The 22,783-nt window shown below is 70.8% G+C and carries 20 protein-coding genes and 1 pseudogene; 9 read left to right on the top strand and 12 right to left on the bottom strand.

Translation table 11 applies throughout. The annotated features are described in order from the left end of the window. Nucleotides 1–203 (top strand): annotated as a pseudogene (locus tag Q0C12_RS08740) (homoserine dehydrogenase); the annotation flags it as partial. Nucleotides 204–223: 20 nt separating this feature from the next. Here the strand turns inward: Q0C12_RS08740 and Q0C12_RS08735 are convergent. Further along, nucleotides 224–1,399 (bottom strand): phytase, encoded by a 1,176-nt coding sequence (locus Q0C12_RS08735; protein WP_290889059.1) that lies wholly within the window; start codon nt 1,397–1,399, stop codon nt 224–226. Nucleotides 1,400–1,539: 140 nt separating this feature from the next. On the opposite strand from Q0C12_RS08735, the gene Q0C12_RS08730 reads away from it, so the two are divergent. Continuing rightward, complete coding sequence (locus tag Q0C12_RS08730; RefSeq protein ID WP_290889057.1) at nt 1,540–3,819, top strand: TonB-dependent receptor; 2,280 nt, start codon at nt 1,540–1,542, stop codon at nt 3,817–3,819. 4 nt (nt 3,820–3,823) lie between these two features. On the opposite strand, the gene Q0C12_RS08725 is transcribed toward Q0C12_RS08730, so the two are convergent. From Q0C12_RS08725 to Q0C12_RS08710, 4 genes are all read right to left on the bottom strand, one after another. Beyond that, entirely contained in the window at nt 3,824–4,588 is a 765-nt protein-coding gene (locus tag Q0C12_RS08725) for a M23 family metallopeptidase (RefSeq protein WP_290889055.1), read from the bottom strand. A 14-nt stretch (nt 4,589–4,602) separates the two neighbouring features. Next, the gene (locus tag Q0C12_RS08720) at nt 4,603–6,810 is read right to left on the bottom strand and encodes an EAL domain-containing protein (protein ID WP_290889052.1); all 2,208 of its coding nucleotides are present in this window, start codon (nt 6,808–6,810) and stop codon (nt 4,603–4,605) included. Nucleotides 6,811–6,843: 33 nt separating this feature from the next. Then, on the bottom strand, nt 6,844–9,897 hold the full coding sequence (locus Q0C12_RS08715; RefSeq protein WP_290889062.1) for a ligand-binding sensor domain-containing diguanylate cyclase: 3,054 nt from the start codon (nt 9,895–9,897) through the stop codon (nt 6,844–6,846). A gap of 128 nt (nt 9,898–10,025) precedes the next feature. Next, complete coding sequence (locus Q0C12_RS08710; RefSeq protein ID WP_290889050.1) at nt 10,026–11,408, bottom strand: L-serine ammonia-lyase; 1,383 nt, start codon at nt 11,406–11,408, stop codon at nt 10,026–10,028. Nucleotides 11,409–11,494: 86 nt separating this feature from the next. On the opposite strand from Q0C12_RS08710, the gene Q0C12_RS08705 reads away from it, so the two are divergent. Further along, nucleotides 11,495–11,722, top strand: coding sequence for a glutaredoxin family protein (locus Q0C12_RS08705; RefSeq protein WP_290889047.1), 228 nt, complete (start codon nt 11,495–11,497; stop codon nt 11,720–11,722). A gap of 76 nt (nt 11,723–11,798) precedes the next feature. Here the strand turns inward: Q0C12_RS08705 and Q0C12_RS08700 are convergent, their stop codons facing one another. Genes Q0C12_RS08700 through Q0C12_RS08690 form a run of 3 tightly spaced genes read right to left on the bottom strand, consistent with a single transcriptional unit; the run spans nt 11,799 to nt 13,565 of the window. Then, entirely contained in the window at nt 11,799–12,344 is a 546-nt protein-coding gene (locus Q0C12_RS08700; RefSeq protein ID WP_290889044.1) for a YceI family protein, read from the bottom strand. A 2-nt stretch (nt 12,345–12,346) separates the two neighbouring features. Then, complete coding sequence (locus Q0C12_RS08695) at nt 12,347–12,937, bottom strand: cytochrome b (protein ID WP_290889041.1); 591 nt, start codon at nt 12,935–12,937, stop codon at nt 12,347–12,349. Beyond that, nucleotides 12,921–13,565 carry a YceI family protein gene (locus Q0C12_RS08690; protein ID WP_290889038.1) on the bottom strand — a complete coding sequence of 215 codons (645 nt, stop codon included), beginning with the start codon at nt 13,563–13,565 and terminating at the stop codon, nt 12,921–12,923. The genes Q0C12_RS08695 and Q0C12_RS08690 overlap by 17 nt, the downstream gene beginning before the upstream one ends. Before the next feature lie 68 nt (nt 13,566–13,633). Between Q0C12_RS08690 and Q0C12_RS08685 the strand changes: the two genes are divergently transcribed. Beyond that, on the top strand, nt 13,634–15,307 hold the full coding sequence (locus Q0C12_RS08685) for an ATP-binding protein (protein ID WP_290889035.1): 1,674 nt from the start codon (nt 13,634–13,636) through the stop codon (nt 15,305–15,307). Between the two features lie 54 nt (nt 15,308–15,361). After that, a complete protein-coding gene (locus tag Q0C12_RS08680; protein WP_290889033.1) occupies nt 15,362–17,041 on the top strand; it encodes a tetratricopeptide repeat protein in 1,680 nt (559 codons plus the stop codon). Nucleotides 17,042–17,086: 45 nt separating this feature from the next. Here the strand turns inward: Q0C12_RS08680 and hemE are convergent, their stop codons facing one another. The 4 genes from hemE to Q0C12_RS08660 form a co-directional block, all read right to left on the bottom strand. Then, a complete protein-coding gene (hemE, locus tag Q0C12_RS08675; RefSeq protein WP_290889030.1) occupies nt 17,087–18,178 on the bottom strand; it encodes a uroporphyrinogen decarboxylase in 1,092 nt (363 codons plus the stop codon). Beyond that, a complete protein-coding gene (locus tag Q0C12_RS08670; protein WP_034213049.1) occupies nt 18,175–18,429 on the bottom strand; it encodes a WGR domain-containing protein in 255 nt (84 codons plus the stop codon). Before Q0C12_RS08670 ends, hemE begins: the two co-directional genes overlap by 4 nt. A 92-nt stretch (nt 18,430–18,521) precedes the next feature. Continuing rightward, a complete protein-coding gene (gene aroB, locus Q0C12_RS08665) occupies nt 18,522–19,598 on the bottom strand; it encodes a 3-dehydroquinate synthase (RefSeq protein ID WP_290889026.1) in 1,077 nt (358 codons plus the stop codon). Further along, entirely contained in the window at nt 19,598–20,137 is a 540-nt protein-coding gene (locus tag Q0C12_RS08660; protein WP_290889023.1) for a shikimate kinase, read from the bottom strand. Before Q0C12_RS08660 ends, aroB begins: the two co-directional genes overlap by 1 nt. 80 nt (nt 20,138–20,217) lie before the next feature. Here Q0C12_RS08660 and Q0C12_RS08655 point away from each other — a divergent pair, with 80 nt between their 5' ends. The 4 genes from Q0C12_RS08655 to Q0C12_RS08640 are packed head-to-tail and all read left to right on the top strand — an operon-like array spanning nt 20,218 to nt 22,754. After that, a complete protein-coding gene (locus Q0C12_RS08655; RefSeq protein WP_290889021.1) occupies nt 20,218–21,033 on the top strand; it encodes an NAD-dependent epimerase/dehydratase family protein in 816 nt (271 codons plus the stop codon). Between the two features lie 37 nt (nt 21,034–21,070). Beyond that, the gene (locus Q0C12_RS08650) at nt 21,071–21,277 is read left to right on the top strand and encodes a dodecin family protein (protein ID WP_290889018.1); all 207 of its coding nucleotides are present in this window, start codon (nt 21,071–21,073) and stop codon (nt 21,275–21,277) included. A 59-nt stretch (nt 21,278–21,336) separates the two neighbouring features. Next, nucleotides 21,337–21,930 carry a pyridoxamine 5'-phosphate oxidase gene (pdxH, locus tag Q0C12_RS08645; RefSeq protein ID WP_290889015.1) on the top strand — a complete coding sequence of 198 codons (594 nt, stop codon included), beginning with the start codon at nt 21,337–21,339 and terminating at the stop codon, nt 21,928–21,930. Continuing rightward, nucleotides 21,927–22,754, top strand: coding sequence for a cobalamin-binding protein (locus Q0C12_RS08640; RefSeq protein ID WP_290889013.1), 828 nt, complete (start codon nt 21,927–21,929; stop codon nt 22,752–22,754). The genes pdxH and Q0C12_RS08640 overlap by 4 nt, the downstream gene beginning before the upstream one ends. Nucleotides 22,755–22,783: the final 29 nt, after the last annotated feature.

The following is a 22,783-nucleotide window of genomic DNA, read 5'->3' as shown; positions in this document are numbered from 1 at the left end:
GCTTCGACGCCGCCGGCGCCCGCGTCGGCCTGGAGGCGCTGGCGCCGGACGACCCGCTGGCGGTCGGCCGCGGCTGCGACAACCGCGTCGCGATCTGGAGCACCCGCTACCGCGACCGCCCGCTGCAGATCCAGGGCCCCGGCGCCGGCGCCGACGTCACCGCCGCCGCCTTGCTCGACGACGTCCTGAAAGCTCTCACCTGACACCTCCCACAGGGAGCGCGTCAGGGCGTGGCGCAGGTCTCGCGCAGGCCCAGGGCCTTGGCGATGTCGCGCCAGTCGAAGGCGCCCACGCCCATGTCGTCGTGCACGGCGTAGAACACGCCGGCCGGGAAGCGCTTTGTGCCCGCCTGGTGCAGCCACACGCCGTCGGTGTTGGCGACGGCCTGGCCGGCGAAGGCGCCGCGCGGCTCCAGCGTCACGCGGTCGAAGACGTGGAACAGGCTGCGGTCCTTGAACTGGTCGGTGGCGACCCAGTAGCCGCTGCCGTCGGCGCAGGCCCAGAGCGACAGGCCCTCGGCCTGGGCCTTGAACTGGCCGACGCCGATCGAGCGGCCCTTGAACACGCCGTCCAGCGAATACTCGCGATAGCCGGTGCCGGTGGCCACGTCTTCCTCAGCCACCAGCACGCGGTCGTGGGCGACGTCGCCCCACAGCGACTCGGGGATGCGGATGGCGCCGTCGGCGCCCGTGTCGCCGAAGGTGCCGGTGGCTTCGGCCACCAGCGCCGCGCCGTTGGCACGGACGCGGTAGCGATGGATGCGTTCGTCCAGCTGGTCCAGCGGCGGCAGGATGTCCTCGCCTTGCGCGTCCTCGCCCGCCATGTAGGCATCGCTCACCATCACCTCGAAGTCGCCCTGGCCGTGCTCGCGGATCCACAGGCCGTAGGGTTTCACCAGCGCGCCCTCGCCGAAGGTGAGGCGCGGCTCGAGGTCCGGCAGCGACAGCACCTGCACGCGCCCGTTGTCGCGCTCGACCACGAAGGCGAGGTCGCCGGCCACCGCGATGCCGTTAGGGCGGCTGAACTGGCCCGGGCCCGCGCCGACGGTGCCGATGTCGCGCAGCGTCGCGCCGGTGTCGCCGTCGTAAAGCACCAGGCCTTTGCTGCCTTCCTTCGCGGTCGCCAGCAGCCAGGTGACGCCGTCCGGTGCGGTCCAGGACGCCAGCGAGTCGGTGTTGTTCTCCGGCACCATTTCGGTGAGGAAGGCTTCCGTGACCACGGCATGCGCGATGCCGGCGTCGGCCAGCAGCGGATCGACCTCGACGTTCTCGTCCGGTTCGCGGTCGCGCACGGGCGCCGGAACGGTAGTGGGTGCTGCGGCCGGCTCGGGCGTGGCCGGCGTGCAGGCGGCGGCGATCAACAGTGGCAGCAGGGCGAGCGGAAGCAGGGTGGGGCGCATGGTTACATCCGGAGATTGAAGGAAGTCGGTGACGCTTGTATCGCAGTCGAAAGTCATTCCCATGACACCGTCACCGGTCACATTTACGCCATGTGCGCCGCGTAGAAATCCCCGCATCCATTCCAGGGGAACTTGTGGCAATGACGAAGCATCCGATCGCGTCCCGACTCTCGCTGGCCATCGCCGGCGCCCTGCTGGCCGGCGCCGGCCTTGCCGCTGCGCAGGACACGGTGCCCACGCCCGACGGCGCGGTGCGTGAGCTCGACGCCATCGAGGTCACCGGCGAGATCGTCTACCGCGACCGCACCGAAGAGCCCGCCACCCTGGTCTACGACCTGGCCTACTTCCAGTCGTTCGAGCCGCTCACCGTGGGCGACATGCTCAAGCGCGTGCCCAGCGTCGCATTCTTGTCGGACGTGCTCGAGTACGACGGCGTCCGGCTGCGTGGCCTCGACCCGGGCTATACCCAGATCCTGATCAACGGCAGCCGTGTACCCGGCGCCGGCTTCGACCGCTCCTTCTTCGTCGACCGCATTCCGGCCGAGCTCGTCGACCGCATCGAGATCGTGCGCTCCTCGTCCGCCGACCGCAGCGGCGACGCCATCGCCGGCGCGCTCAACATCGTGCTGCGCGACGGCTATTCGCTCGAGGGTGGCTACCTGCGCATCGGCGCGGCGCAGTACCCGGACGATGAGATCGAGCCCACCTTCGGCGCGGTCTGGGGCGGTGAGGCCCTGGGCGGCCAGCTGCTGCTCGGCGCCAGCACCCAGGGCCGGCGCAACCCCAAGCTGAAGTTCAGCCAGCGCTTCGACGCGCCGGGCGGTGCCCTCGACAACACCGAGGTGCAGACCGACACCCGAAGCGGCGACGACTATTCGTTCAACCTCGACTACTCGGCCGAGGTCGGCCCCGGCCGGCTGGCGCTGAATGCCTTCTACGTGCGAACCGACCGGATCCAGGTCGAGGACTCGATCGAATACGACGCCGGCGTGCAGGCCGACGCCAGCATCCTCTCGATCAATGCGAACGACCTCGATATCCGGACCGACAACTACCAGTTCGGCGCCGAGTACGCCTGGCAGGGCGCCGGCGGCGAGAACCGTATCCGGCTTGGCTACGCCGGCATCGACGACGAGCAGTTCGAGTTCGAGGACGAGTTCGAATACCTGCGTGATTCCAATCCGTTCCCTGAGGACGATCGATTCACGGGCGATCGCGCCTATGTCGACATCCAGGACCGTGAGTACTCGGCTGAGCTCCGCCACACGCGCGACCTCGGCGGCACCGAGCTGCGATTCGGCATCGAGGCCACGCGCAAGGACCGCGACACCTCGATCACCGCGGATCGAAATCGCATCACCATCCCGAACGCGCCGTCACCGCGGCCCGTCATTCCGGGTGACTTCGGTCCCTTCCTGCCGGTGGATGGCGGCCTGAACAACATCGAGGAGACCCGGCTTGAGCCGTTCGTGAAGCTCAGCGGCGAAGCGGGCTCCGTGGAATGGGAGACCGGCCTGCGCTACCAGCAGACGGACGTCAAGATCAACGACTTGACGGTTGACCCGGCCGACGCCCGTGTTGAGAACGACTACGGCGTACTGCTGCCGTCCGCCCACCTGCGCTGGAACCTCGACGATTCCAACCGGCTGACGGCCTCGGTGGCCCGCACCATGCGCCGCCCGGGGTTCGACCAGATCTCGCCGGCCCTGAGGCTGGCCGAGCTCGGCGACAATGACCTGCTCGGCAACCCGGCCCTCAGGCCGGAGCTGGCCTGGGGCCTTGACCTTGGCTGGGAGCGCCGGCTCGGACGCCGTGGCGTCGTCGGCGTCAATGCCTTCTATCGCGACATCAGCGACCTGATCGAGGTCGCCAACACCGGCGTCGAGGGCGATGAAGGTCCCGGTACCTTCGTGCTGCAGCCGCGCAACACCGGGGATGGCGAGGTCTGGGGCATCGAGCTCGATCTGTCCACGCCCCTGACGGCCATCGGCCTGGAGGACACCGGCGTGTTCTTCAACTACTCGTGGCTGGACTCCGAGATCACGGACGGCTTCGGCGTGCGCCGATTCAACGACCAGTCGCGCAATGTGTTCAACGTGGGCTTCATCCAGCAGCTGCCGACCCTGGCGGCGTCCTTCGGCGCCAGCTACCGCAAGCAGGGTGACGCGTTCGGGCGCATCGTCGGCGAGGAGATCGTCACCTCCTACGGTGCCGACCTCGAAGTGTTCGTGGAGAAGCGCTTTGGCGAGCAGTGGACGCTGCGACTGACCGGCTCGAACCTGCTTGACGCCTCCAAGGACGAGGTGTTCGACAAGTTCAATACCATCGGCGACCAGGTGGCACGGGATTACGACGAGTACGAGATCGAGACCGAGTCCGCGGGCCGGGTCTACCAGCTCATCGTCCGCTACTCCTTCTGACCCGTCAGCGCAGGGGCAGGAAGCCGTCCGGCCCGACCATGCGGAAGGGGATCGAGGCCAGCGCCAGCCCGGCGTTCACCTGCACCGCGAAGTGCAGGTGCGGGCCGCTGGAGTAGCCGGTGTTGCCGGTGCGGCCGATCACCTGGCCCAGCGACACCGTGTCGCCGGGGCGAACGTAGACGCCGTCCGGCTGCAGGTGCGCGTAAAGCGCCATGCTGCCGTCATCGTGCAGCACCCGGATGAGGTTGGCGCGGTTGGCCAGCGCCGGGTCCAGGCCGCCCTCGCGGAAGCCGCCCTCGGCCTGCATCACCACGCCGGCGCGGGCCGCCAGCACCGGCGTGCCCTCGGCCACGATCAGGTCCACGGCGTAGCGGTTGGCGCGGTCGTCGTGGCTGAAGCCGCCGTGGAAGCCCTGGCCCAGCTCGAACCGGCGCTCGTCCACCGGCAGCGAGTAGGCGACGTCGCGCGCGACCTTGCCGGGCGGGCCGGGCGTGGCGTCCAGCCGCAGCGACTGCCTCGCCGCCGGCGACAGCGCCGTCAGCCGCACCAGTTCGACCCGCGCCCGCGCCGGCAGCACCCGGCGCAAGGGCAGGGCGGTGTCGTTGGCCATGTCCACCAGCTCCAGCGCATTGAGCTCGATCTCGACCGGCCCCGAGAGCCGGTTCACCGCATACGCCACGACGTCGGCGCCGCGGCGCTCGATCACCAGCTCGGCCGGGCTGTCGTCGGCCGCGGCGGCGCCGGTGGCGCACAGCAGCGCAAGCACCATCCACCGCAGGCCAATCACTGCCAGAAGCCCCGGGGCGGTGCCGCGAAATAGGTCGCGATCGGCAGAGGCCTGTCCACCGCGTGGCCCTGCGCATAGTCCACGCCAAGCGCGGCCAGGGCGCGCCGCTGCGCGTCGGACTCGGTGTGCTCGGCGATGCTGTGCTTGCCCAGCACGTGCGCGATCTCGTTGATCGAGCGCACCACGGCCAGCGACAGCGGCGAGGTGTCCATGTCGCGCACGAAGCTGCCGTCGATCTTGAAGTAGTCCACGTCCAGCGCCTGCACGTAATTGAACGAACAGAAGCCCGTGCCGAAGTCGTCCAGTGCGAACCGGCAGCCCAGCCCGCGCATCTCGGTGATGAAGCGCTGGGCCCGGGCCAGGTCCCGCACCGCGCTGGTCTCGGTGATTTCGAAGCACAGCCGGTCGCCCGGGAAGCCGCCGCGGCGCAGGCGCTCGGCCACGAAGCCGATGAAGCCATCGTCGATCAGCGCATCGCCCGACAGGTTGATCGCGCAGGTGCGCGCGGTGGCGGCGGCCTCGGGGTTGGCGTCCAGCCAGTCGAGGGTCTGGCTGATCACCTCGCGGTCGATGCGGGTGCCGAGGTGGAAGCGCTCCGCGGCGGGCATGAAGCGCCCGGGCATCATCAGCTCGCCCGTGCGCGGGTCGCGCAGGCGAAGCAGCACCTCGAAGTGGCGGCCCGACTGCAGGCCCGCCCGCAGCGGGACGATGCTCTGGCAGTGCAGCTCCAGGGCATGGTGTTCCAGCGACTCGCGGATGCGCACCACCCACTTCATCGCCGCGGTGCGGTCGAGCAGCTCGCCACCGTCCAGGCTGGCCAGGCAGACGCGGTTGCCGCCTTTTTCCTTGGCGGTGAAGCAGGCGGCGTCGGCCTGCGACAGCAGCTGCGCGTAGTCGCCCTGGCCCGGCTGGCAGGCCACCAGGCCAACGCTGGCGGTGGTGGCCAGCATGCGGCCGTCCCAGCCGCAGCGGTAGCCTTCGATCGCACGCAGCAGGGCGCGGGCGCGGTCCTCGGCCACCATCGGCGTGCAGTTGCGCAGCAGCAGCGCGAACTCATCGCCGCCGGTGCGGGCCACCAGGTCGTCGCGGTGGCGGTGGGCCTCGATGACGCCGGCGATGCCGCGGATCATGCTGTCGCCGGCGACGTGGCTGGCGGTGTCATTGATCAGCTTGAAGTGGTCCAGGTCGAGGTAGGCCAGCGCCATCTGCGGCGCGCCGGGTTCGGCCAGGGCGGCCCGCACCTGCTCTTCGAACGCACTGCGGCTGGCCAGGCCGGTGAGCGGGTCGGTGTTGGCGCGCTGGGTCAGGCTGGCGGCGCTGCTGCGCTGCTGGTGCATGGCGAAGGAGAGGATCATCGGCAGCGCCGCCACCGCGATCAGGAAGGACAGCAGGCTGACGCTGTCGCGCGTGTGCGCCGGCGCCGGGTAGCCGGCCAGCGCCATGCCGGCCATCCCCGCGACCAGCAGCATCGTTACTGCGACCGCCATCGCCGTGTGCAGCGGCGGGAAGCGCAGCGCGCTCCAGACCAGGATGCCGAGCGGCAGCGCCACCAGGCCCAGCGCGTAGTTGCCGCCCAGGCTGGCGCCCCAGGCCATCAGCAGGTAGCTGGACGCCATCGCCACGTTCCAGAGCAGCTGTTCGGGCTCGGCGGCGTAGCTGGTGCCGTCGGCAACCCGGCGCCGCTCGCGGCGCGCCAGCGCCAGCAGGGTCGCCGGTGCGATGCTGGCCACGCCGAGCAGGTCGCCCAGGAACCACAGCGAGATCGCCGACGGCAGCGCGTCCAGCGCGATCATCCCCGATTGCACCATGCCCACGGTGCCGATCAGGGCGCTGGTGACCGCCATCGCCATGCCGCCGAGCAGCGCGCGCAGGCCGAAGTCGACCGTGAGCGGGTCGTTGCCCGGTGCGCGCTTGAGCAGGGATACGCCGACCAGCACGCCGATGAAGTTGCTGGCCAGCGACCAGGGCAGGAAGGCCAGCGGCACCGGCGCGAACAGCAGGTGCACCAGCAGCCCGCCGATCGGCACGAACACCGCCCAGCGCGCACCAAAGCGCATCACGCCGGCCAATGCGATGCCCGAAGCGGGCCAGAACAGCGCGACCTGGGCCGGCCCGCCCACCAGCTCGGTGGCGTAGGCACCCCCAGCGACGTACAGCGCCACCAGGAGGACGAACAGGCCAATCCGTCGTTGGGTCTGCTGCATGCCCCGAGGATAGGCCCGGGGAGCCGCCGCCGACTAGGGGGCGACCACGCCCTCCGAGCCCACCAGCTCGAACTTGCCCGAGGCCAGCAGGTCGGTCTCGCCGCTCTTCAGGGCCGCCAGCAGGCCGGGCAGGTCGGCGTGGGGCAGGGGGCGATAGGCCGCCCAGCCGTTCCGGCCGTGGGCCTTCACGTGGTACAGCGCGCGGTCGGCCAGCTCGACCATCTGCTCCCAGCCCAGGCTGCCGCGGGCATCGCGGAACAGCGGGCATTCGATGAAACCGATCGAGCAGGTGAGCGCGATGGGCTCGCCGGTGCCGACGTCGAAGCGGTGGTTGGCAATGGCCTGCCGGATGCGCTCGCCCAGGATCGGCAGGTGCCGGTTCGGCATCGGCCGGAACACCACCAGGAATTCCTCGCCGCCCCAGCGGGCGATGTAGTCACCGGTGCGCACCAGGTGGCCCAGCACCTGCGCGAACTGCTGCAGCACGCGGTCGCCGGCGGCGTGGCCATGGCGGTCGTTGACGGCCTTGAAGTGGTCCACGTCCACCAGCGCGAACACCATCACCTCGCCTGGCGTGGCGCGGCGCACCGCCTCGCGGTCGTAGTAGGCGATGTCGGCGGGAATCTGGTTGGCGAGGTAGCGGCGGTTGCGCAGGCCGGTCAGCGGGTCGGTCTGGCTGGCTTCCTCGAGCCGGAAGTTCGCCACCTCCAGCGCTTCCGTGCGCTGGCTGACCAAGGCCTCCAGGGCTTCGCGCTGGCGCAGGTGCTTGCCCTGCTGGCGGCGGTAGCCCGCGAACACCAGGCTGCCGAACAGGCCCGCCAGCAGCAGCTGGAACAGCCCGGTCTCGTGGAAGCGCGGCTGGATGTGGAAGCCCAACTGCGCCGGCGCCGGGCTCCAGATGCCGGCGCTGTTGGCGCCGATGGCCTCGAACACGTAGGAGCCGGGCGGCAGGTTGGTGTAGTTCACGCTGCGGCGGGTCACGTCCTCGAGCTCGCGCCAGTCGCTGTCGTAGCCGACCAGCCGGTAGCGCAGCTCGACGCTCTTGGGGTCCTGGAAACTGAGCACGGTGAAATCGAAGCTCAGGTCGCGGTCGTCCTGCCCGAGCCGCCAGTTGGCGGTCGGGTCGGCCTCGCGCCACTCGTCTCCCACCCGCACGCGCTCGATCAGGCTGCGCGGCGCCACCTCGCTCTTGACGATGCCTTCGGTGGACATCACCACCAGCCCGCTGCGCGTGGGCAGGTACAGGTCGCCGCCGAACAGGAAGCCCTTGGCATTGCCGGCGCCGTTGCAGCAGTCGCCCTTCTGGCCGCCGCGCCGGTCGCCGCGTTCGTTGAGCAGCATCTCGCCCCGCACGCGCTCGATGTCACCATCGGCCAGCGCCTGCATGTCCCGCAGGCGGATGCGCTGGATGCCGCGGATGCCGGCCACCCACACGTAGCCCTGGCGGTCGTGGGTGATGAAGAAGGCCGAGTTCACCGGCATGCCCTGTTCGGCGCCGAACCGGGTCCAGCGGCCGTTGCGCAGCAGGAAGACCTCTTCGGTCAGGGTGCCGATCACCAGCTCGCCGCCGGGCAGCTCGTGGATGGCCGTGACGTCGACGGTGTTGGGCAGGCCGCTGTCCGCGCCAACCGCCTCGACCCGGTCGCCGATCACTTCGTACAGGCCCGACTGGGTGCCCAGCAGCAGCCGGCCCTCACTGGTCTCGAGCATCAGGCGGGTGCGCGTCTCGCGCAGGCCGTCCTCCGGGCCGAAACCGCGCAGCTCCCCGCGGGCGTGGCGATACAGGCCCTGCGTGGTGGCGAACCACAGCGCGCCGCGGTAGTCGCGCAGGATGCCGTTGACCTGCGCGCCGCGGAAGGCGTTGAACTCGGCGGGCCGCTCCAGCCGGTCGCCCCGCAGCACGGCCAGGCCGCGCCGGGTGCCGATCCAGACCGTGTCGTCCTCGGGCAGCAGGGTGTACGCATTGGGGTGCGGCAGGTCGCTGCCCTTGACCGTCTGCCGGAAGCCGCCGCCCTCCATCACGCTGAGCCCGGAGTTGCTGCCGGCCCAGAGCCTGCCGTCGGTGCCGCGCGCCACTGACCACAGCACCGGGTCGACCAGGCCCTCGCGCTTGCCGTAGCGCCGCGTCCAGCCGTTCCAGACCCGGGTCAGGCCCTCCCACTGGCCGCCGAACCAGACGTTGCCTTCGCGATCCTCGAACACCGAACGCACCGCCGACGCCGACGGCTCGTCGGTCACGATCTCGCGCAAGCGGCCGTTGCGCAGGCGCGCCAGGTTCTCGACCATGCCGACCCACAGGTTACCGTCGCTGTCCTCGAACAGGGTCTCGATGGGTGCCCGCGACAGCGGCTCGCCGCCTTCGTGCCGCTTCCACTCGCCGCCCTCGCGATGGAACAGTCCGCCGCTGGTGCCGGCCCACAGCCGACCCTGGGCCTCGATCAGCTCGGTGACCACGGTGTCCTCGTCGCCTTCGGGCAGCGGCATGAACTCGGTCACGCCGTCGGCCAGCCGCAGCACCTGCCCGCGCTGGCCCACCAACAAGGCCTCGGCCGTCGCCAGCAGGGCGGTGGCGGGGCGGGACATCGGATGCGCCAACTCCAGTGCGTCGTCGCGCACCCGGAATACCCCCTGCGGCGCGGCGACCAGCAGCACGCCGTCGGCGGTCCGCACCAGGTCGCGGGTGTCGGTGACGGTGTTGGCACCGGCGGCGGCCCCCGGCAGCCGGATCTCGCGGAACCCCTGGGGGTCGCGCACGGCGAGACCGCGGTAGGTAGACACCCAGAGCCGGTTCTCGGGATCCACCAGCAGGTCCTGGATCCAGACGCCGGGCAGCCCGGGGGAATTCTCGGGGGTGTACACGGTGAAACGCGCGCCGTCGAAGCGGGCGAGCCCGGCCTGGGTGCCGACCCAGAGGTAGCCCTGGCGGTCCTGGGCGATGGCCAGGGCGCTGATCTGCGGCAGCCCTTCCTCGATGCTCCAGGTATTGCGGACGTAGTGATGGTAGGCCTTGTCCGGGTCCAGCGCCGCCAAGGGTCCGGTCGCCAGCAGCCCGGCAAGCAAGACGAACCGGGGCAGGGCGCGGCGCATGTTCGTCACGTGGACGTCCCTTGGCAGGCTTGCCCCGACTATCGCGCCTGCGCCCCCGTCCCGGCAAGCGCCCCCATCACACTTCCCCACCCTCCGGCGTGCGCCCGGCGCACGTCAGAGGCGGGGCGTCAGCATTCGATGACGTTGACGGCGAGGCCGCCGCGCGAGGTTTCCTTGTACTTGTCCTGCATGTCGCGGCCCGTGTCGCGCATCGTCTTGATGACCTTGTCGAGCGAGACCTTGTGCTTGCCGTCGCCGCGCAGCGCCATGCGCGACGCGTTGATCGCCTTGACCGCCCCCATCGCGTTGCGCTCGATGCACGGGATCTGCACCAGGCCACCGATCGGATCGCAGGTCAGGCCGAGGTTGTGCTCCATGCCGATCTCGGCCGCGTTCTCGACCTGGCCCGGGGTGCCGCCCAGCGCCGCGGTGAGGCCGGCGGCGGCCATCGAGCAGGCCACGCCCACCTCGCCCTGGCAGCCGACCTCGGCGCCGGAAATGGACGCGTTCTCCTTGTAGAGGATGCCGACCGCGGCGGCGGTGAGCAGGAAGGTGAACACGCCCTGCTCGCTCGCGCCGGGGCAGAAGCGGTCGTAGTAGTGCAGCACCGCCGGGATGATGCCGGCCGCGCCATTGGTGGGCGCGGTGACGACGCGGCCGCCGGCGGCGTTCTCCTCGTTGACGGCGAGGGCGTAGAGGTTGACCCAGTCGAGTACGGTCAGCGGGTCGCGCATGCCGGCCTCGGGCTTGGACGAGAGCTCCGCGTGCAGCGAGGGCGCCCGGCGCGCGACGTGAAGGCCGCCGGGCAGCGTGCCCTTCTCGCGGATGCCGCGGGCGGTGCAGTCCTGCATGGCGCGCCAGATCTCGCGCAGGCCGGCGTAGACCTCCTCTTCGCTGCGCCAGGCCTTCTCGTTGGCGAGCATGATGCCGGCCATGCCCAGGCCGGACTCGGCGCAGCGCTGCAGCAGCTCGTCGCCGGAGTGGAAGGGATACGGCAGTTCGGTGGTGTCGGCGACGATGCGGTCTTCCGCCGCCTCGTCCTGGTTCACCACGAAGCCGCCGCCGACCGAGTAGTAGTCGCGCGTCGCCAGCTGCGCGCCATCGGCGTCGAAGGCGGTGAAGCGCATGCCGTTGGTGTGGAAGGGCAGCTTCTGGCGCTTGTTCATCACCAGGTCGTTCTTCTCGTCGAAGCCGATCTCGTGGCGGCCCAGCAGCCGCAGCTTCTTCTGCTTGCGGATGCGCTCGAGCGCGGCCGGGATCAGGTCGGGGTCGATCTGGTTGGGCCAATGGCCCTCCAGGCCCATCAGCACGGCCTTGTCGGTACCGTGGCCGCGGCCGGTCAGGGCCAGCGAGCCGTAGACCTCGACCCGCACCCGCGCGGTGCGCGCCAGCAGGCCGCCGTCCTCCAGCCAGTGGCTGGTGAAGCGCGCGGCCGCGCGCATCGGCCCGACCGTGTGCGAGGACGAGGGGCCGATGCCGATCTTGAAGAGGTCGAAGACGCTGACGGCCATGGGATGCGCGGGTTCCTGGGGAAGGCCGTTATTCTATGCGCCATCCCGCCGAAGCGACTGTACGCCGGCGAACTGCCGGCCACGCCATGCCACCGACCCTGATCCAGCGCGACGACTGCCACCTGTGCGACCTGGCCTGGGAACAGCTGGCCGCCGCCGGCGTGGCGGATTTCGAATCGCTGTGGATCGATGGCGATGCGGCGCTGGAGGCGCGCTATGGCGCGCGCATTCCCGTGCTGCGGCGCGAGCCGGACGGGGCGGAGCTGGATTGGCCGTTTTCGGGCGAGGCCGTGCGGCGGTTCCTGGCGGGCTGAAAAGCTTCGGGACTGAAGTCCCTCCTACACGCGGCCCTGCAGGAGGGCCTTCAGGCCCGACGCTTTACGCCAAGCCTTACTTCGAAGGCGCCAGCACCAGCCGCGTCACCACCTTCACTTCGTCGGCGATCACTTCGGGATCGCTCCAGTCGCCGGTGCCCACGTCGAACTGCAGGCGCCTGAGCACTGCCTCGCCCGCCAGCACCGGCTTCTCGCCCGCGGTCCAGGTGAAGGTGAGCGGCGCGGGCTGCGTGATGCCGCGCAGCGTCAGCTGGCCCTCGGCCACGAAGCGGTTGCCGCCCAGCGCGCGGAACCTAGTGGCGACGTAGCGCGCTTCCGGCTGTGCGACGCTGTTCAGGAAGGCCGCGCCCAGCATCTCGCCGTCGTAGTCGGGATTGCCGGTGCTGGCGCTGGCGACGTTAATGCGCACGTCGAAGCGCGCCGTGGCCAGGTCGGCGGGATCGAAGCGGATCGCCGGCGTGAACTTCGAGAAGCGGCCCGAGAAGGACTCGCCCTGGTAGTTGCCCGCGAAGCCAAGGGTCGAGCCGGGCTGGGCGGTGTAGTCGGCCGCGCTGGCGCTGGCGGCGGCCAGCAGCAGGGTGAGCAGGAAAGGCAGTCGCATGGTCAGGCTCCGGGGGTGTCTTCGGGTTTGGGCGCGGGTTTGGCCAGCGGCAGCATGCGCGCCAGCGTGCGGTCGCGGTCGACGTAGTGGTGCTTGAGCGCGGCCAGCGCATGCACCGTGACGATCACCGCCAGCGCGATGAACAGCCACTCGTGCGCGGCCAGCGCGAAATCGCGCAGGGCCGGGTCGCGGTCGCTCAGGCTGGGCAGCTTGAACAGGCCGAACCAGCTCAGGTTGCGCGGCGGGAAGCCGGACGCCGAGTGGAACAGCCAGCCGCTGAGCGGCATCGCGAGCAGGATCAGGTACAGCACGCCGTGGGTGGCGCTGGCGATCGCCGACTGCCAGCGCGGTGTGCCCGCCACCGGCGCGGGCGCGCCAGCGAACAGCCGCCACAGCAGCCGCAGCACGGTCAGGCCCAGCACCGTGAGGCCGAAGGTCTTGTGCAGCGAGTACAGCTCGGATTTGGTCGACGAGTTCGGCAGCTCCTGCATGATGAAGCCCACGAGCACCAGGCCCAGCACCATCGCCACCGTGAGCCAGTGGATGCCGAGGCTGACGAAGCCCCAGCGGTCGGCGTCATTCTTGATCGGCATCGTCGTTCTCCCGGTCGGGGGTGGGTTCCGATTCGTCGTCGCCGCCGGCGCGGCCGCGGATGGCTTCGGCTTCGATCTGCAGCGTGACTTCGGCGCCGACCAGGCGTTCCCAGGCGGTCATGCCGAAGTCCTGGCGCACCAGCCGCCCGGTGGCCGAGAAGCCGGCGGTGCGCTTGAAGGTGAGCGGGTGGCGCTTGAGGGCGTTGAGCCGCACGTCCAGCATCACCTCGCGGGTGGTGCCGCGCAGGCTCAGGTCGCCGAAGACGTGGGCCGTGTCGTCGCCGGTCGGCTCGACGCGGGTGGAGGTGAAGCGCGCCGTCGGCTGCGCCCCGGCGTCGAGGAAGGTGCGGTCGAGCACGCGTTCGCGCCAGGTCGGGTCGCCGAGGTCGAGGCTGGCCAGCGGGATTTCGACTTCGAGCGTCGCGGTGGTCCAGTCGCGCGGGTCGAACCGCAGCGTGCCGGTGGCGCCCGAGAAGGTGCCGATGGCGCGCGAGAACCCGGCGTGGTCGACCTGGAAGGCGATGCGGGTGTGCACCGGGTCGAGCTGGTATTCGCGCGCCGCCGCCCGGGCCGGGTCGGCGAAGGCGAGCAGCAGCAAGACGGGCAGCCCTCCGGCCAGCACACGCATCGGCGTTCTCCTACAGCCCGGGAGCGGGCCTGGCCGTAGTCTAGGCCGACCGGGTGAATGGAGGGTGCATGGGGCCGAAACCCAATGTTGCGCACGGCGCGTGTCGCCGATGGCTGCTTTGGCTGTGCCTGGCGCTGGCCGGCGCGCCCGTGGCGGCCGCCGCGCCCGAAGTGTCGGCCCTCCAGCGCATTCGCGGTGGCCAGGTGTTGGCCGTGCCCGTGGACGCGCGGCTGCTGCGGCTTCAGCCGGGCGATGAGGCGCTGCGCGTGCGCGTGGCGCCGACGGTGGGCGCGCCCTCGCCGCGCATCCGCTTCCAACTGCAGGGGCACGATCCGGGCTGGATGGAGCCCGAGCCGCTGGGCGAGCGCCTGTTCCACCGGCTGGAGCCGGGCAGCTACCAGCTGCGCATTGCCTGGTCGGCGGTCGGCGGCGAGTGGCGCGAACTGCCGCGCATCGCCGTGTGGGTCGAGCCGCCGTGGTGGCAGGGACAATATGCGCTCGCGCTGTTCGGCCTGCTGGGGCTGGTGCTGGCCGCTTTGCTGAGCCGCGAGCTGCGCGCCCGCCATCGCCGGCGTGAGGCCTGGCGCATGACGCGGGCGCGGCAGCAGCTGGCCGAGCAGCACTCCGAGGCCAAGAGCCGCTTCCTGGCCACGCTGGGCCACGAAATCCGCACGCCGATGACCGGCGTGCTGGGCATGGCCGAGCTGCTGCAGGGCAGTGCGCTCGATGCGCGCCAGCGCGGGCAGGTCGAGGCCATCCAGCGCGCCGGCCAGCACCTGCTGCGGCTGGTGAACGATGCGCTCGACCTCGCGCGCATCGAGGCCGGGCGGCTGGAGCTGGTGGTGGCGCCGTTCCGGCTGCGGCCGCTGCTCGATGAAGTGGCCGACCTGCTGCGCCCGCTGGCCGAGGCCAAGGGCCTGCGCTTCCGGCTGGCCTGCGCGCCCGGGCTGCCGGACGCGCTGTCGGGCGACGCCACGCGCCTGCGGCAGATCCTGTTCAACCTCGGCCACAACGCCATCAAGTTCTGCGATGCGGGCGAAGTGAGCCTGCAGGTGGCGCCGGGCGAGTCCCAAGGTCTGGTGCTGTCGGTGCACGACAGCGGGCCGGGGCTGGACGCCGAGCAGCAGGCGCGGCTGTTCCGGCGCTTCGAGCAGGGCGCGGCCGGGCAGGGCGGCGGAAGCAGCGGCAGCGGCGGCACCGGGCTGGGCCTGGCGATCTGCCGCGAGCTGGCCGTGGCGATGGGTGGCGGCATCTCGGTGCAGAGTTCACCGGGGCAGGGCGCGCGCTTCCAGGTCAGCCTGCCGCTGCCGGCGGTTTCCGTACCCGAACCCGATGTGCGCCCGGTCACGCGAAGCACGTCGGCGCGGCGCCTGCTGCTGGTCGAGGACGATGCGGTCGTTGCCGAAGTAGTGGCGGCGCTGCTGCAGCAGCAGGGGCACCACGTGCGCCACGTGCCGCACGGCCTCGCGGCACTGGCCGAGCTGGCCACCGCCGACTACGACCTGGCGGTGCTCGACCTCGACCTGCCGGGCATCGACGGCCTGCAGCTGGCGCGGCTGCTGCGCGCCCGCGGCGAAACGCTGCCGCTGCTCGCGCTCACCGCCCGCGCCGACCCGCAGGCCGAGCCCGAGGCACGCGCCGCGGGCATGGACGGCTTCCTGCGCAAACCGGTGACGGGCGAGCTGCTGGCGGCGGCCATACTTGGGCTCCGGCAGGAGGGCCCCCGGCCGGCTTCACGTTAGCGGCCCCGTTTTTGTGATAACTCTCCGGCCGCAAACACAGTCTCAGGGGGAGACATGCAGATGCGAAATCTTGCTGGCAACGTGGGCGCCGCACTGGTTCTGGGCCTGGGATGTTGGGTACCGCCCGCAGAGGCGGCGCTCGAGGAGTCGGTGGTGAAACTGTGCGCCACCGCCTGGCAGGCGATTGATCCCGATGGCGATACCTTCACCGACAATGCGCTGGTCGAGCTCGGACTGGCGGCGGCCCGAAAGTGCGAGGCGGACGGCCACCCGCTGGGCGCCGCCAGCGTGGCCAACATGCTCTACCGCGCCGGCAAGGTCGACGAGGCCAACCGGGCCATTGATCGCGCAATCGCCTCGGGCCGGGAGTTGGGCGCGGCCTACCAGCAGCGCTGCGTCATCGGTTCGACCCAGGGCGCAGCCCAAGAGGCCGCTGCCCTGGCGGCCTGCAATGAGGCGATGCGGCTTGAACCCGACTGGTACGCGCCCTACCTGACGCGGGGCTTCATCCACTACAACGCCAAACGCTACGCAGAAGCCGAGCGCGACTGGCGCGCAGGCATCGCGCGCGAACCGCGCTCGGCGCCCTTGTGGCAGAACCTGGGCCTGGCGCTGGCCTCGCAAGACCGGCACGCCGAGGCGCTGGACCAGCACCTCGAGGCCCGCCGCATCGCGCCCCGGCACGCCGGTCCCCTGGTCAACGTGCCGCTGACCCTTGAAAGGCTGGGTCGTCACCAGGAAGCCTTGTCGGCGTTCAACGATGCAGCGCGCATCCTGCCGGAGGCTTCGGTGTTGATACCGCTGGCGGCCTACCACGAGCGGCGGCGCCAGCCCGACCTGGCAATCGAGGCCTATGGGCGGGTGATCGCCAGCGAGCCGCGCAACGTGGGCGCGTTGCGGGCGCGCGGGCGCCTGCACGAGGCGGCAACGCGCTATGAAGCCGCTCGCGACGATTACGCCCGCGTTGCCGCGCTGGAGCCGCAGTCCCTGGAGGCGGCGCTGGACCTGACGCGCGTAATCGTACTGGGGCCGGCAAGCGAGGAGGAAGCGAGGGCCGCACTGACAAAGGCTGCCGAAATCTCGGACGCCGAGGGTTCCGCCGATTCCTTTCGAAAATTCTTCCAAGGCATGTCGCGCATCTTGAGGGAGGGTCAGAACTGGACGGGGCTTGCCGAAATTTCCACCATTTACCTTACGGAGGTCCCCGAGGAGATTGGCGGCTGGACCCAGCGCGGCCTGGCACGGCGCAACCTCGGCGACTACGCCGGGGCCATCGAGGACGAGACCCAGGCCCTGGCCATCGAGCCCACGCGCACCCACAGCCTGTTCTGGCGCGCGCAGTCCCATACTGCGCTTGGTAACTGGGAAGCCGCCGAGGCCGACTACTCGCGCCTGCTTTCGCTGGATCCGAAGTATGTGTGGGCGTGGAACAACCGGGGCACCGTGCGCGCGAAGCTGGATCGTGCGCAGGATTCGTACCGCGACTTCGAGCAGTTCCTGGCGCTCTACCCAGGGCGCGTGTCGATGAACTGGGAATACTGGGCCGCGGCGGGGCGCGCTGCCGGGGTGCCGGCCGAAAAGATGCTGGCTACGCTCAATGCGCGGGCGCCAACCACGGCCGATGACGCCGTGCAGGCGGCCCGTGACATTCTCGTCGGCAAGCCGGTGTCGAAAGCCCAGTACGGTGAGGAGTACGAGGACTACGACGATTGGTGCGAGTACATGGACTGCTAGGGGCTTGGGCCCGGGATTCGATTGCCTTGCGCTGCGCGAGGCCTGCTACGGACCCTGCGCCCGGCTGAATTCGTGCACCGCTTCGACCAGAACGGCGACGCGGTCCGGGTCCATGTCGGGGGACATTCCGTGGCCGAGGTTGAAGACGTGGCCATTGCGCGAGCCGCCGTTGGCCGCGGCGTAGTCGTCCAGCGCACGCTTCACTTCGGCGCGGATGCCCTCGGGCGACGCGTACAGCGTCGCCGGGTCCAGGTTGCCCTGCAGCGCGACGCGGCCGCCGGTGCGGCGGCGAGCCTCGCCCAGCGAAACGGTCCAGTCCACGCCGACGCCCTCGCTGCCGGTGGCGGCGAGGTCTTCCAGGTAGGGCGCATTGCCCTTGCCGAACAGGATCAGCGGCGTGCGCCCGGCGCCGTCGCCGCGCGGCAGTTCGGCGGCGATGCGCTGCAGGTAGCGCAGCGAAAACTCGCGGTAAACGTGCGGCGCCAGCACGCCGCCCCAGGTGTCGAACACCTGCAGCGCCTGCGCGCCCGCCGCGCGCTGCGCGGCCAGGTAGGCGATGACCGCGTCGGTGGTGACCTCGAGCAGGCGGTGCAGCGCGGCCGGTTCGTTCAGCGCCATCGACTTGATGCGGGCGAAGTCCTTGCTGCCGCCGCCTTCCACCATGTAGCAGGCCAGCGTCCACGGGCTGCCGGAGAAACCGATCAGCGGCACGCTGCCGTCCAGCTCGCGGCGGATCAGGCTCACCGCGTCCATCACGTAGCGCAGCGAGCTGCCCATGTCGGGCACCGCGAGCTTCGCGATGTCGGCCGGCGTACGCACCGGGCGCTCGAACTTCGGGCCCTCGCCGTCGGCGAAGTAAAGGCCCAGGCCCATCGCGTCGGGCACGGTGAGGATGTCGGAGAACAGGATGGCGGCGTCGAGTTCGTAGCGGCGCAGCGGCTGCAGCGTCACTTCGCAGGCCAGCTCCGGGTTGGTGGCCAGGCCCATGAAGCTGCCGGCCTGGGCGCGGGTGGCGCGGTACTCCGGCAGGTAGCGGCCGGCCTGGCGCATCAGCCACACCGGGGTGCAGTCCACGGGCTCGCGCCGCAGGGCGCGCAGGAAGCGGTCGTTCTTCAGGGTCACGGCAGGTCCAGTCAACGGGGCGCGTCGGCGCCTTGGGCGAACATCACCAGGAAGCCTTTTCGGACCTGGGCATCGCGGGCTTTCTCGAAGGCGGCCAGGGCGGCGCCGCGCTCGAGGTACTGTTCGCGCTTGAGCGAGGCCTTGCCGCCGATCTGGCCGGTTTCGCGCAGCAGCGTCCAGCCGCCGAGCAGGTCCTGCTGGAGCATCAGCTGGACGTACTTCGGCGCTTCGCCGGCAGAGGGCTTTTGCTGCATCAATAGGCGCATAGGCCGCGGATTCTACCTTGTAGGAGGGACTTCAGTCCCGAGGCTTTCCGCCGAAAGGGTTCGGGACTGAAGTCCCTCCTACAGGGCGCGGGTCAGGCTTCGAGGACGGGCAGGATCTCGGACTCGGGGACGTCGGGGACGACCTCGGCCTGGCCCAGGCCGGCCCACAGGATCAGGCGGATGCGGCCGGAGACGGCCTTCTTGTCGAGCTTCATGTGGCCCAGCAGCGCCTCGCCCGACAGGCCGGCGGGCAGCGCCACCGGCAGGTCGAAACGCTCCAGCAGCGCGGCCAGGCGCGCGGTGTCGGACCAGGGCGCGCGGCCGCGGTCGGCCGAGAGCCGTGCCGCCAGCACCATGCCCACCGCGATCGCCTCGCCGTGCAGCAGGCCGCCGTAGCCCTGGCCGGTTTCGATGGCGTGGCCGAAGGTGTGGCCGAAGTTGAGCAGCATGCGCTCGCCCTGCTCGGTCTCGTCGCGGGCGACGATGCCGGCCTTGTGCCGGCAGCTGGTGGCGATCGCGTGCGCGAGGGCGTCCGGGTTGCGCGCCATCAGCGCCTCGGCGTTGTCCTCGAGCCAGGCGAAGAACCCGGCGTCGGCGATGGCGCCGTACTTCACCACCTCGGCCAGGCCGGCGCTGAACTCGCGCTCGGGCAGGGTGTCGAGGGTGGCGGTGTCGGCCAGCACGGCCGCCGGCTGGTGGAAGGCGCCGACCAGGTTCTTGCCCTGCGGCAGGTCGACCGCGGTCTTGCCGCCCACTGACGAATCCACCATGGCCAGCAGGGTGGTGGGCAGCTGCACGAAGCGCACGCCGCGCATCCAGCAGGCCGCCGCGAAGCCGGCGAGGTCGCCGACCACGCCGCCGCCCAGCGCCACCACCGTGGCATCGCGGCTGGCGCCCATCGCCGCCAGCGTGGCCATCACTTCGGTGAAGCGGGCCAGGGTCTTTTCCTGTTCGCCCGGCGGCAGCACCAGCGCCTGCACGGCCTTGCCCGCCAGGGCGGACTGCACGCGCGCCAGATAGTGCGGGGCGACGTTGCCGTCGGTGACCACCAGCGCGTGGCGGCCGGTGACCAGCGCGGCCAGGGCCTCGGGCTGGTCGAGCAGGCCGCGGCCGATGCGGATCGGGTAGCGGCGCGCGCCGAGTTCGACCTGGAGTTCGTGCAGGGCCATCAGGCGGCTTCCGTGCGCTGCCAGCGCTGTTCGAGCAGGGCGCCGAGGCGTTCGGCGGCGATGGCGACGCTCAGGCCGTCGGCGTCGAAGGCCAGGTCGGCCAGGTCGCGGTAGATCGGACCGCGCTCGAGCGCCAGCGATTCGAGCTTCGCGCGCTTGTCGCCCACCGCCAGCAGCGGGCGGCTGCGGTCGCGGCCCAGGCGCTCGATTTGCTGCGCCACGCTGACCTGCAGGTGCACCACGTAGCCTCGCTCGGACAGGCGCTTGCGGTTGGCTTCGGCCAGCACCGCGCCGCCGCCGGTGGCGATCAGCTGGCCGCGGCCGCGCATCAGGTCGGCGATCAGCGCCGATTCGCGGGCGCGGAAACCGGCCTCGCCCTCGCATTCGAAGATCAGCGGCACCGCGGCGCCGGTGACTTCCTCGAGGCGATGGTCGCAATCGACGAAGGCCAGCCCGAGCCGCGCCGCCAGGCGCTTGCCGATCGAGGTCTTGCCGGCGCCCATCGGGCCGATAAGGACGAGGTTGGGGGCGGGATTCATGGGACGCGATGCTAGCATCCCGGCATGAAGGCATCGTCTGGCAACACGCGCGCGATTCGCGCCGCGAGCGGGGGAACCGCGTGAGCGCGGGGCCCGTGGTGGTCGCCGGCGCGGGCGATGTCGGCCTGCGCTTCGCGCGGCTGCGTTTGGCGCGCGGCGAGGAGGTCATCGGCCTTCGCCGCCGGGAGGGCGAGCCGATCGCCGGGCTGCGCTGGCTGCGCGCCGACCTGTCCCGGGGCGAGGGCCTGGCGGCGCTGCCGCGGCGCGCGGCGGCGCTGGTGTTCTGCGCCGCGCCGGATGTCCGCGAAGAAGCCGCCTACCGCGCGCTCTACGTCGATGGCCTGCGCCGCGCCATCGACGCCTGCGATCCGGCCCGCGTCGTGTTCGTTTCGTCCACCGCCGTCTACGCCCAGGACGCCGGTGAATGGGTGGACGAAGCCACGCCCGCACGACCACCGGCCTTCAACGGCCTGGCCTTGCTGGCCGCCGAGCAGGGCCTGGCCGCCCGGCCGTTGGCGACCGCGTTGCGCTGCTCCGGCATTTACGGCCCCGGCCGCGGCGCGCTGCTGCGCAAGGCCCGCGGCGACCAGCCCGGCGCGCGGCGCTGGACCAACCGCATCCACGCCGAGGACGTGGCCTCGGCGATCTCGCACCTGCTTGACCTGGCCGCGCCGCCGCCGCTGCTGCTCGGCAACGACGACCTGCCCGCGCTGGAGCAGGACGTGCTGGCCTGGCTGCGCGCCCGCGAGGGCCTGCCGCCGCTGCCCCCGGTCGCCCCGGGACTGGCCACGGGCCGGCGGGTCGCCAATGCCCGGCTGCGCGCCACCGGCTGGGCGCCGGCCTTCCCGGACTACCGCGCCGGCTACGCCAGCCTGCTTTCCGGGCCGGGCGTATAGTCGTCCGACCCGCTACCGGGTAGGAAAGGAGAAAGTCATGGCTACCGTCACCAAGGTGATCGAAGTGTCCTCCTCGTCCAAGAAAGGCATCGAGGATGCCGTGCAGGGCGGCCTGAAGAAGGTCGGCAAGAGCGTGAAGAACATCCAGGGCGCCTGGGTCAACGACATCAAGGTCGTCTGCAACCCCGAGGGCGGCGTCAGCGAGTGGCGCGTGAACATGCGGGTTAGCTTCATCGTCAGCTGACCAGACGGGTGCATGCGGGGCGCCTTCGGAGCGACAATGGCGCAAACGAGGAACCCCGCATGACCGATCTTTACGCCGAAGCCCTGGACACGTTTGCCGCCCTGCTGGCGGAGGCCACCGCCGCGGGCGACCCCGAACCGACCGCCATGACCGTGGCCACCTGCGACGCGCAGGGCCGGCCGTCGGCGCGCACGGTGCTGCTCAAGGCCTTCGACGCCCGCGGCTTCGTGTTCTACACCAACTACGACAGCCGCAAGGGCCAGCAGCTGGCGGCCAACCCGCAGGCGGCGCTGCTGTTCCTGTGGAAGCAGCTGCGCGAGCAGGTGCAGGTGAAGATCGAAGGCACGGTGGAGCCGGTGGACCTGGCCGAGGCCGACGCCTACTTCGCCTCGCGGCCGCGGCCGAGCCAGATCGGCGCCTGGGCCTCGCTGCAGTCGCAGACGCTGGGCTCGCGCGAGCTGTTCGAGGCGCGCATCGAGGCCTTCGAGAAGAAGTTCGAGGGCGCGGACGTGCCGCGCCCGCCGCATTGGTCCGGCTTCCGCGTGGTGCCCGAGCGCATCGAGTTCTGGTATGGCGCCAAGTACCGCCTACACGAGCGCCACCACTACGAGCGCGTGGACGGCCAGTGGCGCAAGCGGATGCTGTTCCCGTGAGCCACGGCCCGCGCCGCATCGTCTGCCTCACCGAGGAACCCACCGAAGTCCTGTACGCCCTGGGCGAGCAGGACCGCATCGTCGGGATTTCCGGCTTCACGGTGCGGCCGGCGCGGGCGCGGAAGGAGAAACCCAAGGTCAGCGCGTTCACGTCGGCGAAAATCGACGAGATATTGAAGCTGCGGCCGGACTTCGTGGTCGGCTTCTCCGACATCCAGGCCGACATCGCCGCCGAGCTGGTGCGCCGCGGGGTCGAGGTCTGGATCAGCAACCACCGCAGCGTCGAAGGCATCGTCGACTACGTGCGGCGGCTGGGTGCGCTGGTCGGCGTTGCCGACAAGGCCAACGCGTATGCGGATGAACTGCAGCGCGGCCTGGCGGGCATCGCCGCGGAAGCCGCGACGTTGCCGCGGCGGCCCAAGGTCTATTTCGAGGAATGGGACGAGCCGCGCATCAGCGGCATCCAGTGGGTGGCCGAACTGGTGCGCATTGCCGGCGGCGACGACATCTTCCCGGAACTCGCGGCGCAGTCGCTGGCCAAGCACCGCATCCTCGCCAACGACGACGAGATCATCGCCCGCGCGCCCGACATCGTCCTGGGCTCCTGGTGCGGCAAGAAATTCCAGCCCACGAAAGTCGCCGCCCGCCCGGGCTGGCAGAACGTACCCGCCGTCCGCACCGGCGACCTCCACGAAATCAAATCCCCGCTGATCCTTCAGCCCGGCCCCGCCGCGTTGACCGATGGCGTCCGTGCGATTGCAGCAGTCATTCGGCAGTGGGGGGCTAAGTGTCCGAACGCGGATCAGAGCGGAAAACACCGATAAAAGCGGATTGAAGACAAAAAAGAGTTGGT

Origin of the sequence: Arenimonas sp. (genome assembly GCF_022842045.1) — a bacterium.
GTDB lineage: Bacteria > Pseudomonadota > Gammaproteobacteria > Xanthomonadales > Xanthomonadaceae > Arenimonas.
The sequence above is the reverse complement of the archived record's forward strand: the minus strand, read 5'-3'. Positions and strand labels throughout refer to the sequence as shown.

What these genes read in the sequence shown, in the direction of transcription:
- Q0C12_RS08735 (WP_290889059.1), bottom strand. Translation starts at nt 1,399, where the DNA reads ATGCGCCCCACCCTGCTTCCGCTCGCCCTGCTGCCACTGTTGATCGCC.
- Q0C12_RS08730 (WP_290889057.1), top strand. Translation starts at nt 1,540, where the DNA reads ATGACGAAGCATCCGATCGCGTCCCGACTCTCGCTGGCCATCGCCGGC.
- Q0C12_RS08725 (WP_290889055.1), bottom strand. Translation starts at nt 4,588, where the DNA reads ATGGTGCTTGCGCTGCTGTGCGCCACCGGCGCCGCCGCGGCCGACGAC.
- Q0C12_RS08720 (WP_290889052.1), bottom strand. Translation starts at nt 6,810, where the DNA reads ATGCAGCAGACCCAACGACGGATTGGCCTGTTCGTCCTCCTGGTGGCG.
- Q0C12_RS08715 (WP_290889062.1), bottom strand. Translation starts at nt 9,897, where the DNA reads ATGCGCCGCGCCCTGCCCCGGTTCGTCTTGCTTGCCGGGCTGCTGGCG.
- Q0C12_RS08710 (WP_290889050.1), bottom strand. Translation starts at nt 11,408, where the DNA reads ATGGCCGTCAGCGTCTTCGACCTCTTCAAGATCGGCATCGGCCCCTCG.
- Q0C12_RS08705 (WP_290889047.1), top strand. Translation starts at nt 11,495, where the DNA reads ATGCCACCGACCCTGATCCAGCGCGACGACTGCCACCTGTGCGACCTG.
- Q0C12_RS08700 (WP_290889044.1), bottom strand. Translation starts at nt 12,344, where the DNA reads ATGCGACTGCCTTTCCTGCTCACCCTGCTGCTGGCCGCCGCCAGCGCC.
- Q0C12_RS08695 (WP_290889041.1), bottom strand. Translation starts at nt 12,937, where the DNA reads ATGCCGATCAAGAATGACGCCGACCGCTGGGGCTTCGTCAGCCTCGGC.
- Q0C12_RS08690 (WP_290889038.1), bottom strand. Translation starts at nt 13,565, where the DNA reads ATGCGTGTGCTGGCCGGAGGGCTGCCCGTCTTGCTGCTGCTCGCCTTC.
- Q0C12_RS08685 (WP_290889035.1), top strand. Translation starts at nt 13,634, where the DNA reads ATGGGGCCGAAACCCAATGTTGCGCACGGCGCGTGTCGCCGATGGCTG.
- Q0C12_RS08680 (WP_290889033.1), top strand. Translation starts at nt 15,362, where the DNA reads ATGCAGATGCGAAATCTTGCTGGCAACGTGGGCGCCGCACTGGTTCTG.
- Q0C12_RS08670 (WP_034213049.1), bottom strand. Translation starts at nt 18,429, where the DNA reads ATGCGCCTATTGATGCAGCAAAAGCCCTCTGCCGGCGAAGCGCCGAAG.
- aroB (WP_290889026.1), bottom strand. Translation starts at nt 19,598, where the DNA reads ATGGCCCTGCACGAACTCCAGGTCGAACTCGGCGCGCGCCGCTACCCG.
- Q0C12_RS08660 (WP_290889023.1), bottom strand. Translation starts at nt 20,137, where the DNA reads ATGAATCCCGCCCCCAACCTCGTCCTTATCGGCCCGATGGGCGCCGGC.
- Q0C12_RS08650 (WP_290889018.1), top strand. Translation starts at nt 21,071, where the DNA reads ATGGCTACCGTCACCAAGGTGATCGAAGTGTCCTCCTCGTCCAAGAAA.
- pdxH (WP_290889015.1), top strand. Translation starts at nt 21,337, where the DNA reads ATGACCGATCTTTACGCCGAAGCCCTGGACACGTTTGCCGCCCTGCTG.